The 12788-nt window shown below is 55.1% G+C and carries 11 protein-coding genes; 9 read left to right on the top strand and 2 right to left on the bottom strand.

What is annotated here, in order from left to right:
* Positions 1-108 precede the first annotated feature (108 nt).
* The 7 genes from yiaM to araD are packed head-to-tail and all read left to right on the top strand — an operon-like array spanning position 109 to position 6561.
* The gene (yiaM, locus tag NA330_RS16210; protein ID WP_000832316.1) at positions 109-582 is read left to right on the top strand and encodes a 2,3-diketo-L-gulonate TRAP transporter small permease YiaM; all 474 of its coding nucleotides are present in this window, start codon (positions 109-111) and stop codon (positions 580-582) included.
* A 2-nt stretch (positions 583-584) separates the two neighbouring features.
* Positions 585-1862: a 2,3-diketo-L-gulonate TRAP transporter large permease YiaN gene (gene yiaN / locus NA330_RS16205; RefSeq protein WP_000301828.1), complete on the top strand. Its 1278-nt coding sequence runs from the start codon at positions 585-587 to the stop codon at positions 1860-1862.
* An 11-nt stretch (positions 1863-1873) separates the two neighbouring features.
* Positions 1874-2860 (top strand): 2,3-diketo-L-gulonate TRAP transporter substrate-binding protein YiaO, encoded by a 987-nt coding sequence (gene yiaO / locus NA330_RS16200; RefSeq protein WP_023241784.1) that lies wholly within the window; start codon positions 1874-1876, stop codon positions 2858-2860.
* Positions 2861-2863: 3 nt separating this feature from the next.
* Complete coding sequence (locus NA330_RS16195; protein ID WP_023241783.1) at positions 2864-4360, top strand: FGGY-family carbohydrate kinase; 1497 nt, start codon at positions 2864-2866, stop codon at positions 4358-4360.
* Complete coding sequence (ulaD, locus tag NA330_RS16190; protein WP_023232393.1) at positions 4357-5019, top strand: 3-keto-L-gulonate-6-phosphate decarboxylase UlaD; 663 nt, start codon at positions 4357-4359, stop codon at positions 5017-5019. Before NA330_RS16195 ends, ulaD begins: the two co-directional genes overlap by 4 nt.
* Entirely contained in the window at positions 5012-5872 is an 861-nt protein-coding gene (locus NA330_RS16185; RefSeq protein ID WP_001244035.1) for an L-ribulose-5-phosphate 3-epimerase, read from the top strand. Before ulaD ends, NA330_RS16185 begins: the two co-directional genes overlap by 8 nt.
* Positions 5866-6561: an L-ribulose-5-phosphate 4-epimerase gene (gene araD, locus NA330_RS16180; RefSeq protein ID WP_000893174.1), complete on the top strand. Its 696-nt coding sequence runs from the start codon at positions 5866-5868 to the stop codon at positions 6559-6561. Before NA330_RS16185 ends, araD begins: the two co-directional genes overlap by 7 nt.
* 160 nt (positions 6562-6721) lie before the next feature.
* On the opposite strand, the gene NA330_RS16175 is transcribed toward araD, so the two are convergent.
* On the bottom strand, positions 6722-7537 hold the full coding sequence (locus tag NA330_RS16175; protein WP_000891808.1) for an AraC family transcriptional regulator: 816 nt from the start codon (positions 7535-7537) through the stop codon (positions 6722-6724).
* A 263-nt stretch (positions 7538-7800) separates the two neighbouring features.
* On the opposite strand from NA330_RS16175, the gene NA330_RS16170 reads away from it, so the two are divergent.
* A complete protein-coding gene (locus NA330_RS16170; protein WP_023241782.1) occupies positions 7801-9756 on the top strand; it encodes a glycoside hydrolase family 127 protein in 1956 nt (651 codons plus the stop codon).
* 341 nt (positions 9757-10097) lie between these two features.
* Here the strand turns inward: NA330_RS16170 and aldB are convergent, their stop codons facing one another.
* The gene (gene aldB / locus NA330_RS16165; protein WP_000183988.1) at positions 10098-11636 is read right to left on the bottom strand and encodes an aldehyde dehydrogenase AldB; all 1539 of its coding nucleotides are present in this window, start codon (positions 11634-11636) and stop codon (positions 10098-10100) included.
* A gap of 168 nt (positions 11637-11804) precedes the next feature.
* Here aldB and NA330_RS16160 point away from each other — a divergent pair, with 168 nt between their 5' ends.
* Complete coding sequence (locus NA330_RS16160; protein ID WP_001188274.1) at positions 11805-12686, top strand: ROK family protein; 882 nt, start codon at positions 11805-11807, stop codon at positions 12684-12686.
* The last annotated feature ends 102 nt before the right edge of the window (positions 12687-12788 follow it).

Here is a 12788-nt window from a genome sequence, read left to right as displayed (position 1 = left end):
GGCCTGCAACTCAACGTTGCGCCGACCTAATATAAACCAAACATAAGAAATTAAGTTCCACTATTCAGCATCGAAAGAAATAAGTTTCTATAACCTGATGGAGTCGTTATGAAGCGGGTACTTGAGGGCATACTTGCGGTATTAATTGCCGTACTTTCCTGCATTGTATTTATTAACGTTATTTTACGTTACGGTTTTGAGAGCAGTATTTTGTCGGTAGATGAACTATCACGTTATCTATTTGTATGGCTGACGTTTATTGGCGCCATCGTTGCATTTATGGATAACGCTCACGTTCAGGTCACTTTTGTGGTGGAAAAACTTTCGCCAGCGAATCAGCGTCGACTCTCGCTGCTGACGCATTCGCTGATTTTATTGTTATGCCTCGCATTAGGCTGGGGCAGCCTGCAAAAAGCGTTGCAGGACTGGAGCGATCACTCGCCAATCCTCGGTTTACCGATCGGCCTGATGTATATCGCCTGTCTGCCCACAAGCGTTGCTATCGCGTTAATCGAGCTGCGTCGGCTTTATCACTTAATAACGCGTAACGATTCCTTTCAACAACCACAGCAAGGAGCCTAATCATGGCCGTGGTGATATTTCTCTGCTGCCTGCTCGGCGGGATCGCGATAGGTTTACCCATCGCCTGGTCGCTGTTGCTTTGCGGCGCTGCTCTGATGACATACCTGGATATGTTTGACGTGCAGATTATGGCGCAAACCCTGGTTAACGGCGCGGACAGTTTCTCCCTGCTGGCCATTCCCTTTTTTGTTTTGGCCGGTGAAATCATGAACGCGGGCGGCCTGTCAAAGCGAATTGTCGACCTGCCGATGAAGCTGGTCGGCCATAAGCCCGGCGGCCTGGGCTACGTGGGCGTTATTGCGGCAATGATTATGGCCAGCCTTTCCGGCTCTGCGGTAGCAGATACCGCTGCGGTCGCCGCGCTGCTGGTGCCGATGATGCGCTCCGCAAACTACCCGATCAACCGCTCCGTTGGGTTAATCGCTTCCGGCGGGATCATTGCGCCAATTATTCCCCCCTCGATTCCTTTTATTATCTTCGGCGTTTCCAGCGGCTTGTCGATCAGCAAGCTGTTTATGGCCGGGATCGCACCGGGCATCATGATGGGCGCGGCGCTTATGCTCACCTGGTGGTGGCAGGCCGGGCGATTAAATCTCCCTTCTCAGCCCAAAGCAACACCGCGTGAAATCTGGCAATCATTGGTTTCAGGTATCTGGGCGCTGTTTCTACCGGTGATTATTATCGGCGGCTTCCGTTCCGGACTTTTCACGCCAACGGAGGCAGGGGCGGTCGCCGCGTTTTACGCCCTGTTTGTCGCCGTGGTTATCTATCGGGAATTAACGTTTTCCAGTCTCTACCACGTGCTGGTCAATGCCGCCAAAACGACGTCAGTCGTCATGTTTCTGGTGGCCGCGGCCCAGGTATCCGCCTGGCTGATTACGATCGCGGAATTACCCATGATGGTGTCAGATTTGCTGCAGCCGCTGGTCGACTCTCCGCGACTCTTATTTATCGTCATTATGATCTCAATTATGGTCGTCGGTATGGTGATGGATTTAACGCCAACGGTGTTAATTCTTACCCCTGTATTATTGCCATTAGTTAAAGAAGCCAATATTGACCCGATTTATTTCGGCGTCATGTTCATTATTAACTGCTCTATTGGATTAATCACACCGCCCGTTGGCAACGTCCTCAACGTTATTTCCGGGGTAGCAAAATTGAAATTTGATGACGCGGTAAGAGGCGTATTCCCTTACGTTGTCGTACTGATGTCGCTGCTGGTTTTATTTATTTTTATTCCCGAGCTAATTATCACACCGCTTAAATGGATTAATTAAAGGATAATATTATGAAATTACACGTTATTGCTCGTTCATTATTGATAGCTGGTCTGACGGTTTTCAGCGTGTCGTCTCTGGCGGCGCAATCTTTACGTTTTGGTTATGAAACACCGCAAACTGACTCCCAACATATTGCCGCGAAAAAATTTAACGAACTATTAAAAGAAAAAACTAACGGCGAATTAACGCTAAAACTCTTTCCTGACAGCACATTAGGTAACGCCCAGGCAATGATCAGCGGGGTGCGCGGCGGAACTATTGATATGGAAATGTCCGGTTCGAACAATTTCACCGGCCTGGCCCCTGTATTCAACTTACTTGATGTCCCCTTCCTGTTTCGCGATACCGCGCATGCGCATAAAACGCTCGACGGCAAAGTCGGCGATGAACTGAAAAAATCACTCGATTCAAAAGGGTTAAAAGTCCTCGCCTACTGGGAAAACGGCTGGCGCGACGTCACCAACTCCCGCGCGCCGGTAAAAACGCCGGGCGATTTGAAAGGCTTAAAAATCCGCACTAACAACAGCCCAATGAATATCGCGGCCTTTAAAATCTTCGGCGCGAACCCTATTCCGATGCCGTTCTCCGAAGTCTATACCGGCCTCGAAACCCGTACGATTGATGCCCAGGAACACCCTATCAACGTCGTGTGGTCAGCGAAATTCTATGAGGTACAGAAATACCTCTCCCTCACTCATCACGCCTATTCGCCTCTGCTGCTGGTGATCAATAAAGCCAAATTCGACGCTTTAAGCCCGCAGTTCCAGGAGGCACTGCTGAGTTCCGCCAAAGAAGCGGGTGACTATCAGCGCAAACTGGTCGCCGAAGATCAGCAAAAAATTATCGATGGCATGAAAGAAGCCGGAGTTGAAGTCCTGACCGATATCGACCGTAAAGCCTTCAACGATGCTCTGGGCAGCCAGGTGCGCGATATGTTCCTGAAAGACAACCCGCAGGGCGCCGATCTCCTGAAAGCCGTGGACGAGGTGCAATAAGTCATGAGCAACTACTGGCTGGGGTTAGATTGTGGTGGGAGTTGGCTAAAAGCCGGGTTGTACGATGGCGCAGGCCGGGAAGTAGCGGTGCAACGCCTGCCGCTGCACGCTTTAAGCCCGCAGCCAGGCTGGGTTGAACGCGATATGACCGAGCTGTGGCGACAGTGCGGCTCGGTCATCAACAAACTGCTGACGCACACGGGGGTGAGCGGCTCACAAATCCGCGGTCTGGGTATTTCAGCCCAAGGGAAAGGCCTGTTTCTGTTAGATAAAAGCGATCGGCCATTAGGTAAAGCGATTCTCTCTTCCGACCGTCGCGCCATGGAAATTGTCCGGCGCTGGCAAAAAGAAGCGGTTCCGCAAAAACTCTACCCGCTGACTCGGCAAACTCTCTGGACCGGGCATCCGGTCTCCCTTTTACGCTGGGTAAAAGAGAATGAGCCGCAGCGCTACGCGCAGATAGGCAGCGTCATGATGACGCATGACTATCTGCGCTGGTGCTTAACCGGCGTAAAGGGCTGTGAAGAGAGCAATATCTCCGAGTCCAACCTCTACAACATGGCGACGGGCCAGTACGACACGCGCCTGACCGAATGGCTGGGCATCAGCGAAATCGACAGCGCGCTGCCCCCCGTGGTGGGTTCAGCAGAAATATGCGGGGAAATCACCGCTCAGGCGGCCGCCATAACCGGTCTGGCGGCGGGTACCCCCGTCGTCGGCGGCCTGTTTGATGTGGTTTCCACCGCCCTTTGCGCCGGTATTGAGGATGAATCGACCCTCAATGCGGTGATGGGTACCTGGGCCGTCACCAGCGGCATCGTTCACGGCCTGCGAGACCATGAGGCCCACCCTTACGTCTATGGCCGCTACGTCAATGACGGGCAGTATATCGTTCACGAAGCCAGCCCGACCTCTTCCGGCAACCTTGAATGGTTCACCGCCCAGTGGGGCGCCCTCTCTTTTGATGAGATCAACCAGGCGGTTGCCAGCCTGCCGAAAGCCGGTAGCGACCTTTTTTTTCTGCCGTTTCTCTACGGCAGCAATGCCGGGCTGGAGATGACCTGCGGCTTTTATGGCATGCAGGCGCTGCACACCCGCGCGCACCTGCTGCAGGCGATTTATGAAGGCGTGGTCTTCAGCCATATGACCCACCTCAACCGCATGCGTGAACGTTTTACCGACGTTTGCGCCCTGCGCGTTACCGGCGGCCCGGCCCACTCCGACGTCTGGATGCAGATGCTGGCGGACGTCAGCGGTTTACGCATTGAACTGCCGCAGGTGGAGGAGACCGGCTGCTTCGGCGCGGCGCTGGCTGCCCGCGTCGGCACCGGCGTATATCGCGATTTCCGCGAAGCCCAACGCGACCTGCAGCACCCGGTGCGCACGCTGCTGCCGGACATGACCGCGCACGCCCTCTATCAGCGTAAATACCGCCAATACCAGGATTTGATTACCGCACTACAGGGCTATCACGCCCGTATTAAGGAGCACGCATTATGAGCCGACCATTACTGCAACTGGCGCTCGACCACACCAGCCTGGAAGCAGCCCAACGCGATGTCGCCCTGCTACAGGATCATGTCGATATCGTTGAGGCCGGAACCATCCTTTGTTTAACCGAAGGCCTTAGCGCGGTGAAAGCCCTGCGAGCGCAGTGCCCGGAAAAAATCATCGTCGCCGACTGGAAAGTGGCCGATGCCGGAGAAACCCTGGCGCAGCAGGCTTTTGGCGCTGGCGCTAACTGGATGACTATCATCTGCGCTGCGCCGCTCGCAACCGTCGAGAAAGGCCATGCCGTCGCGCAATCCTGCGGCGGTGAAATTCAGATAGAACTGTTCGGCAACTGGACGCTGGACGACGCCCGAGACTGGTATCGCGTCGGGGTTCGCCAGGCGATTTACCACCGCGGACGCGATGCGCAGGCCAGCGGGCAGCAGTGGGGCGAAGCGGATCTGGCGCGCATGAAGGCGTTGTCCGACATTGGCCTTGAACTGTCAATTACCGGCGGCATTACCCCAGCGGATCTGCCGCTGTTCCGCGACATTAACGTCAAGGCATTTATCGCCGGACGTGCGCTGGCAGGTGCCGCCCATCCGGCGCAGGTCGCAGCCGAATTCCACGCCCAAATTGACGCCATTTGGGGAGAAAAGCATGCGTAATCATCCATTAGGTATTTACGAGAAAGCGCTGGCGAAAGACCTCAGTTGGCCAGAGCGGCTGGTGCTGGCAAAAAGCTGCGGTTTTGATTTTGTTGAGATGTCGGTGGATGAAACCGACGAACGTCTCTCACGCCTGGAGTGGACCTCGGCCCAACGCGCTTCGCTGGTGAACGCGATGCTGGAAAGCGGCGTCGCCATCCCGTCGATGTGCCTCTCCGCCCATCGTCGCTTCCCTTTTGGCAGCCGCGACGAAGCGGTACGCCAGCGGGCGCGTGAAATCATGACCAAAGCCATTCGCCTGGCGCGCGATCTCGGTATCCGCACCATTCAGCTAGCAGGTTACGACGTCTATTACGAAGAACACGACGAAGGCACCCAACAACGTTTCGCCGAAGGGCTGGCGTGGGCGGTGGAACAGGCCGCAGCGGCGCAGGTGATGCTGGCGGTGGAGATCATGGATACCGCGTTTATGAACTCCATCAGCAAGTGGAAAAAGTGGGACGAGATGCTTTCGTCACCGTGGTTCACCGTTTATCCAGACGTCGGCAACCTCAGCGCCTGGGGGAACGACGTGACCGCCGAGCTGAAGCTGGGTATCGACCGTATCGCCGCTATCCACCTGAAAGACACGCTGCCGGTGACCGGTGACAGCCCCGGCCAGTTCCGCGACGTGCCGTTTGGCGAAGGATGCGTTGATTTTGTCGGCATCTTCAAAACGCTGCATGAGCTGAATTATCGCGGTTCATTTCTGATTGAGATGTGGACAGAGAAAGCCAGCGAGCCGGTGCTGGAAATTATCCAGGCCCGCCGCTGGATTGAATCACGGATGCAGGAAGGAGGTTTCACATGTTAGAGCAACTGAAAGCCGAGGTGCTGGCGGCCAACCTGGCCCTCCCGGCGCACGGGCTGGTCACCTTTACCTGGGGCAACGTCAGCGCGGTCGATGAGACGCGCAAGCTGATGGTCATTAAGCCTTCCGGCGTCGAATATGAGGTGATGACCGCCGACGATATGGTGGTGGTAGAGATCGCCAGCGGTAAGGTCGTTGAAGGCAACAAAAAACCGTCGTCCGATACCGCGACCCATCTGGCGCTCTATCGCCGCTATCCGCAGATCGGTGGGATCGTGCATACCCATTCCCGCCATGCGACGATCTGGTCGCAGGCCGGGCTCGATCTGCCCGCCTGGGGCACCACCCACGCCGACTATTTCTATGGCGCGATCCCCTGTACCCGACTGATGACCGTTGAGGAAATTAACGGCGAGTACGAGTATCAGACCGGCGAGGTGATTATTAAAACCTTTGAAGAGCGCGGTCTGGATCCGGCGCAAATCCCGGCGGTATTGGTTCATTCACACGGCCCGTTTGCCTGGGGTAAAAATGCCGCCGATGCCGTCCACAACGCCGTGGTGCTTGAGGAGTGTGCCTATATGGGGCTGTTCTCGCGCCAGCTGGCCCCGCAGCTACCGGATATGCAGCCTGAACTGCTCGATAAACACTATCTGCGTAAACACGGCGCGAATGCCTATTACGGGCAGTAATGCCGGCAGCCACAGCCTGTGTCAGATGGCGGCTGCGCCTTATCCGGCCTACAAGATTTGCAATATCAATACGTTGTGATGAACTCTTGTAGGCCCGATAAGCAAAGCGCCATCGGGCATTCAGTTTGCAACCGCGTTGTCAGAGGGCCAAAGATTATACTCAAGAATTAACGTGTTCCTTACTGTAGCGCCGCTTCCAGGCGGTAGGCGTCAGGCCGGTGTGCTTACGGAAGATCTGGCGAAAGTAACCAACGTCATTAAAACCGCACCGCTCCGCCACCTCTTTTAACGAACGCGCGTCGCTAATCAGCAACTTTTCCGCCTCGCGCACCCGCTGGCGGTGGATGGCTTCAGTTAGCGTAAGGTGAAATACCCGCCGATAAACACGTCCCAGATAATCCACATTGCAATGCAGTTCTTTCGCCAGAACCGAGCTGGAAAGCGGCAGGTGATAGTGCGTTCGAATCAACTGCTGTACTTTCCAGGCCAGCGACACGCCAGCGGCCTCGGCGTTTTCATTCTGCCGGGCGTCAACGGTGAGCTGCTGCAAAATCAGCAGCACGATGAACTCCAGCGCCGGGCTGCGCTGGTGCTTTTCCTGCTCGTTCATAAACTGGCGAAAAAGCGCAATCAGCGCCTGCGGATCGGCAACCTGGGTATGCTGCGGCACGGAAAGATGCGTCAGCCAGCGCGGGTCGCTGTCCGGCGCTTTGACCTCAAAATGGAGCCAGTAAAATTTAAGATCGGCGGGAAACTCCTCAACGCCAATATGGCGGCGATGCGGCCAAAGCAACAGGCTTTCCCCGGCTTCGACACAGAAAACACATTCTTCTTCCTGAATTTTCAGGCAGCCTTTTTCCACAAATATAATTTCCCACGATTGCAGACGCCTGGCAGGATGACGCCCAATGCCGCGAGAAATAAATAATCCGCCGTTTTGGACTTTAATCGGTAATGTTATGGATAATTCGAGCATTAATATGTCATTTCCCGCTCATTCAGCACCGTATTTCATATTACCTTTTGATTATTAACTAAAAATAGTCATTTCACTCGATCCATCTCACATTTTTAAATACGGGTCGGAATCGTCATCTTTTTTTACTCTTTTATCGCCTTGTCGCTCACCGCTATCTGGGCAAAATGAATCAGGTCATAACGCGAAAATAAAAATTACTGCCATAAAATACCCCGTCAGCGAGGAATATCTATGACCTCTACAGCCTTAAGGAGCACGAAATGAACGTACTGGAAGTCGATCTGCATAAACTGACGGTCAGCGATCCGTTCCTCGAACAGTATCAACAACTGGTTCGCGATGTGGTTATTCCTTACCAGTGGGATGCGTTAAACGATCGTATTCCAGAGGCTGAACCCAGCCATGCCATTGAAAATTTCCGCATTGCCGCAGGCCAGCAGACGGGCGACTTTTACGGCATGGTCTTTCAGGACAGCGACGTGGCGAAATGGCTGGAAGCGGTTGCCTGGTCACTGTGCCAGAAGCCCGATCCAGCGCTTGAGAAAACCGCCGATGAGGTGATTGAACTGGTGGCCGCCGCGCAGTGTGACGATGGCTATCTCAATACGTACTTTACGGCAAAAGCCCCGCAAGAGCGCTGGAGCAACCTGGCGGAGTGCCACGAGCTTTATTGCGCCGGGCATCTGATTGAAGCGGGCGTCGCCTTCTTTCAGGCCACCGGCAAGCGTCGGCTGCTAGACGTCGTTTGTCGCCTGGCCGATCATATCGACAGCACTTTCGGCCCTGGCGAAAATCAGCTGCACGGCTATCCGGGCCACCCGGAAATTGAGCTGGCGCTGATGCGTCTGTATGAGGTAACAGAGCAGCCGCGCTATATGACGCTGGCAAGCTACTTTATCGGGCAGCGCGGCACCCAACCGCACTTCTACGACGAAGAGTACGAAAAACGCGGCCAAACCTCTTACTGGCATACCTACGGCCCGGCGTGGATGGTCAAAGACAAAGCCTACAGCCAGGCGCATCTGCCAATTTCGCAGCAGCAGACGGCCATTGGCCACGCGGTACGTTTTGTCTATCTGATGACTGGCGTGGCGCATCTCGCTCGCCTGAGCAACGATGAAGGCAAACGCCAGGACTGCCTGCGCCTGTGGAAAAATATGGCGCAGCGTCAGCTATATATCACCGGAGGCATCGGTTCCCAGAGCAGCGGCGAAGCCTTTAGCAGCGATTACGATTTACCGAATGATTCGGTCTATGCGGAAAGCTGCGCTTCAATCGGCCTGATGATGTTCGCCCGCCGGATGCTGGAAATGGAAGCCGATAGCCAGTACGCCGACGTGATGGAGCGCGCGCTGTACAACACCGTCCTCGGCGGTATGGCGCTGGATGGCAAGCATTTCTTCTACGTCAACCCGCTGGAAGTGCATCCAAAATCGTTAAAATTCAACCATATTTACGATCACGTTAAGCCCATCCGCCAGCGCTGGTTTGGCTGCGCCTGCTGCCCGCCGAACATCGCCCGCGTGCTCACCTCCCTTGGTCACTACATCTACACGCCGCGTGCGGATGCGCTGTACATCAATATGTACGTGGGTAACAGCATGGAAATACCGGTTGAAAATGGCGCGCTCAAACTGCGAATCAGCGGGAACTACCCGTGGCATGAGCAGGTGAAGATCGCCATCGACTCTGTGCAGCCGGTACGTCACACGCTGGCGCTACGTCTGCCGGACTGGTGCCCTGAGGCAAAAGTGACGCTCAACGGGCTGGAAGTGGAGCAGGATATTCGCAAAGGTTATCTGCATATCCGTCGAACCTGGCAGGAGGGCGATACGATAACCCTGACGCTGCCGATGCCGGTTCGCCGCGTGTATGGCAATCCGCTGGCGCGTCACGTCGCCGGTAAGGTTGCCATTCAGCGCGGGCCGCTGGTCTATTGCCTTGAGCAGGCCGATAACGGCGAAGAACTGCATAATCTGTGGCTACCGAAAGAGAGTGAGTTCCGGGTCTTTGAGGGCAAAGGGCTTTTTGCGCATAAGATGCTGATTCAGGCTGAAGGCGAGAAGCAAAGCGCCCCAGATGCGCAGCATCAGGCGTTGTGGCACTACGATAACACGCCGTCATCGCGCCAGCCGCAGACGCTAACGTTCATTCCATGGTTTAGCTGGGCCAACCGTGGCGAGGGCGAAATGCGGATTTGGGTTAACGAGCGGTAATACTGTGCCGGATGGCGGCTGCGCCTTATCCGGCCTACAAGATTTGCAATATCAGTATATTGCGATGAATTTTTGTAGGCCTGATAAGCGCAGCGCCATCAGACATTACCACCAGGCTAATATCAACGCGGTAGGCCCGATAAGCGCAGCGCCATCGGGCATTACCACCAGGCTGATATCAATGCGTTAGGCCCGATAAGCGAAGTGCCATCAGACATTACCACCAGGCTAATATCAACGCGGTAGGCCCGATAAGCGAAGTGCCATCGGGCATTACCACCAGACTGATATCAATGCGGTAGGCCCGATAAGCGCAGCGCCATCGGGCATTACCTCTTGCGTCAGAACAGCCCCAGCGGCTTATCGGAATAGCTCACCAGCAGGCACTTGGTTTGCTGGTAGTGTTCCAGCATCATCTTATGCGTTTCGCGCCCGATGCCCGACTGCTTATAGCCGCCGAACGCCGCATGTGCCGGATAGGCGTGATAGCAGTTGGTCCATACGCGCCCGGCCTGAATGCCGCGCCCCATCTTATAAGCCAGATTGCCGTTGCGGCTCCAGACGCCTGCGCCGAGGCCATACTGCGTATCGTTAGCGATTTCCAGCGCCTCCTCCATGGTTTTAAAGGTGGTTACCGCCAGCACCGGGCCAAAGATCTCCTCCTGAAAGACGCGCATATTATTCTTACCAAACAGAATGGTAGGCTCAAGGTAATAGCCCTCTTTAAGTTCGCCATCCAGCTCCTTGCGTCGCCCACCGGTCAGAATATCGGCCCCCTCTTTTTTACCGATATCGATATAATTGAGGATAGTCTCAAGCTGGCCGTGGGAGACCTGCGCCCCCATTTGCGTACCGCTATCTAGCGGGTTCCCGCTGCGAATGCTCTCTACCCGGCGAATAGCGCGCTCCATAAAGCGCTCATAGATGGACTCCTGGACCAGCGCACGGCTTGGACAGGTACACACCTCGCCCTGGTTAAAGGCAAACAGGGCAAATCCCTCCAGCGCTTTATCAAAGAACGCATCTTCCTCATCCATCACGTCGGCGAAGAAGATATTGGGCGATTTACCGCCTAACTCCAGCGTCACCGGAATAATATTCTGCGTGGCGTACTGCATGATCTGTTGACCCACTTCCGTCGAACCGGTAAACGCCACCTTCGCGATACGTTTCGAGGTCGCCAGATATTCGCCGATCTCGCCGCCCGCACCGTTCACAACGTTGACGACGCCCGGCGGTAACAGATCGCCAATGACTTCCATTAACAGCAAAACGGAAAGCGGCGTCAGGCGTGCCGGTTTAAGCACCACGCAGTTACCCGCCGCCAGCGCTGGCGCCATTTTCCAGCTTGCCATCAACAACGGAAAGTTCCACGGGATTATCTGCCCCACGACGCCAAGCGGTTCGTGAAAATGGTAGGCCACAGTTTCGCTATCAACTTCGCTGATCCCGCCCTCCTGCGCACGTATACAGGAGGCGAAATAGCGGAAATGATCGATCGCCAGCGGTACGTCGGCGGCGCTGGTTTCACGAATCGGTTTACCGTTATCCCAGGTTTCCGCTGTCGCCAACAGTTCGAGGTTTTGTTCCATCCGATCGGCGATCTTAAACAAGATAGCGGCACGGTCTTGTACTGACGTATGCGCCCACTTATCTTTCGCCTTATGCGCGGCGTCGAGCGCTAAATCGATATCTTTTTTACCGGAGGAAGCGACTTCACATAGCGGCTGGCCGGTCACTGGCGTCAGGTTTTGATAATATTCGCCGTCGGCGGGCGCAACCCAGTCACCGCCAATAAAATTGTCATAGCGGGCTTTTAATTTCAGTGGGTACCCGTATTCACCTGGCTGAATACGTGTTGAAGGGGGATTGTTCGTCATGACCAACTCCTTATTGTAAAGGTACTCCACAAGGGTAGACGGTACTGGTGAATTTTTCGCCAATGGTTTCCCGCTTTACGACAGCAATCACGAATTACTTTCCTTTACGTTTCTCCGTCTGGTTTTAGCCATACTAAACAGGTGCCTGTTTAACGTACGGAGAACACTATGCAGCAATATATCGGCATTGATGTGGGAGGAACTCACGTCAAATATGGCGTGATTAACAGTGACGGCGAAGAATTAACCCATCATCAATTCGATACGCCAGAGGACGCCTCCACGTTTACCCGCAAATGGCAGGATGTGGTGGCGCGTTGCCAACAGGACTATGACATTGCGGCAATCGGGGTCAGTTTCCCCGGCCATATTAATCCCCATAACGGTCATGCGGCAAAAGCGGGCGCGCTGGCTTACCTGGATGACGTCAACCTGATGGAGTTGTTCAGCGGGCTGACCGATCTGCCGCTGGTCGTAGAGAACGACGCGAACTGCGCGGCGCTGGGCGAAATGTGGCGAGGTGCCGGGCAGCATTATGAAAACATGGTCTGTATCACCATTGGAACCGGCATTGGCGGCGGTATTATCGTCGGACGAGAACTGTATCGCGGCGCACATTTCCATGCCGGTGAATTCGGCGTCATGCCGGTCGGGAATAATGGCGAAAGTATGCATAAGATCGCGTCAACCAGCGGATTAATGGCGTCGTGCCGCCAGGCGCTGGCGCTGCCTGCCGAAGAGATGCCGCCTGCGGATGTGATCTTCGAACGAATGGCGACCGATGTTCATCTGCGTGAGGCGGTCAATGACTGGGCGCGTTATCTGTCACGCGGCGTTTACAGCGTGATCTCTATGTTTGATCCGGGCGTGGTGCTGATCGGCGGAGGAATAAGCGAACAGGAAAAGCTCTACCCGCTCCTGACGCGACATCTTGAAACGTTTGAAATGTGGGAGGCGCTCCAGGTGCCGATTCAGCCCTGCCAACTGGGAAATCAGGCGGGCAGGCTGGGCGCCGTCTGGCTGGCGCAGCAAAAGCTCGACCGAGGCTAACGAGTTACGCCTTATCCGGCCTGCATCGTCTACGCAGGCCCGGTAAGCGTCCGCGCCACCGGGCAAAGGCGTTACATCGCCGCGCGATAAAGTTCCACAATC

The sequence above is a fragment of the Salmonella sp. NW722 genome (assembly GCF_051702785.1).
Taxonomy (GTDB): domain Bacteria; phylum Pseudomonadota; class Gammaproteobacteria; order Enterobacterales; family Enterobacteriaceae; genus Salmonella; species Salmonella enterica.
This window is presented reverse-complemented; position numbering and strand designations above follow the sequence as displayed.

What these genes read in the sequence shown, in the direction of transcription:
- aldB (WP_000183988.1), bottom strand. Translation starts at nt 11,636, where the DNA reads ATGACGAACAATCCCCCTTCAACACGTATTCAGCCAGGTGAATACGGG.
- NA330_RS16175 (WP_000891808.1), bottom strand. Translation starts at nt 7,537, where the DNA reads ATGCTCGAATTATCCATAACATTACCGATTAAAGTCCAAAACGGCGGA.
- yiaM (WP_000832316.1), top strand. Translation starts at nt 109, where the DNA reads ATGAAGCGGGTACTTGAGGGCATACTTGCGGTATTAATTGCCGTACTT.
- yiaN (WP_000301828.1), top strand. Translation starts at nt 585, where the DNA reads ATGGCCGTGGTGATATTTCTCTGCTGCCTGCTCGGCGGGATCGCGATA.
- NA330_RS16170 (WP_023241782.1), top strand. Translation starts at nt 7,801, where the DNA reads ATGAACGTACTGGAAGTCGATCTGCATAAACTGACGGTCAGCGATCCG.
- ulaD (WP_023232393.1), top strand. Translation starts at nt 4,357, where the DNA reads ATGAGCCGACCATTACTGCAACTGGCGCTCGACCACACCAGCCTGGAA.
- NA330_RS16160 (WP_001188274.1), top strand. Translation starts at nt 11,805, where the DNA reads ATGCAGCAATATATCGGCATTGATGTGGGAGGAACTCACGTCAAATAT.
- NA330_RS16195 (WP_023241783.1), top strand. Translation starts at nt 2,864, where the DNA reads ATGAGCAACTACTGGCTGGGGTTAGATTGTGGTGGGAGTTGGCTAAAA.
- araD (WP_000893174.1), top strand. Translation starts at nt 5,866, where the DNA reads ATGTTAGAGCAACTGAAAGCCGAGGTGCTGGCGGCCAACCTGGCCCTC.
- yiaO (WP_023241784.1), top strand. Translation starts at nt 1,874, where the DNA reads ATGAAATTACACGTTATTGCTCGTTCATTATTGATAGCTGGTCTGACG.
- NA330_RS16185 (WP_001244035.1), top strand. Translation starts at nt 5,012, where the DNA reads ATGCGTAATCATCCATTAGGTATTTACGAGAAAGCGCTGGCGAAAGAC.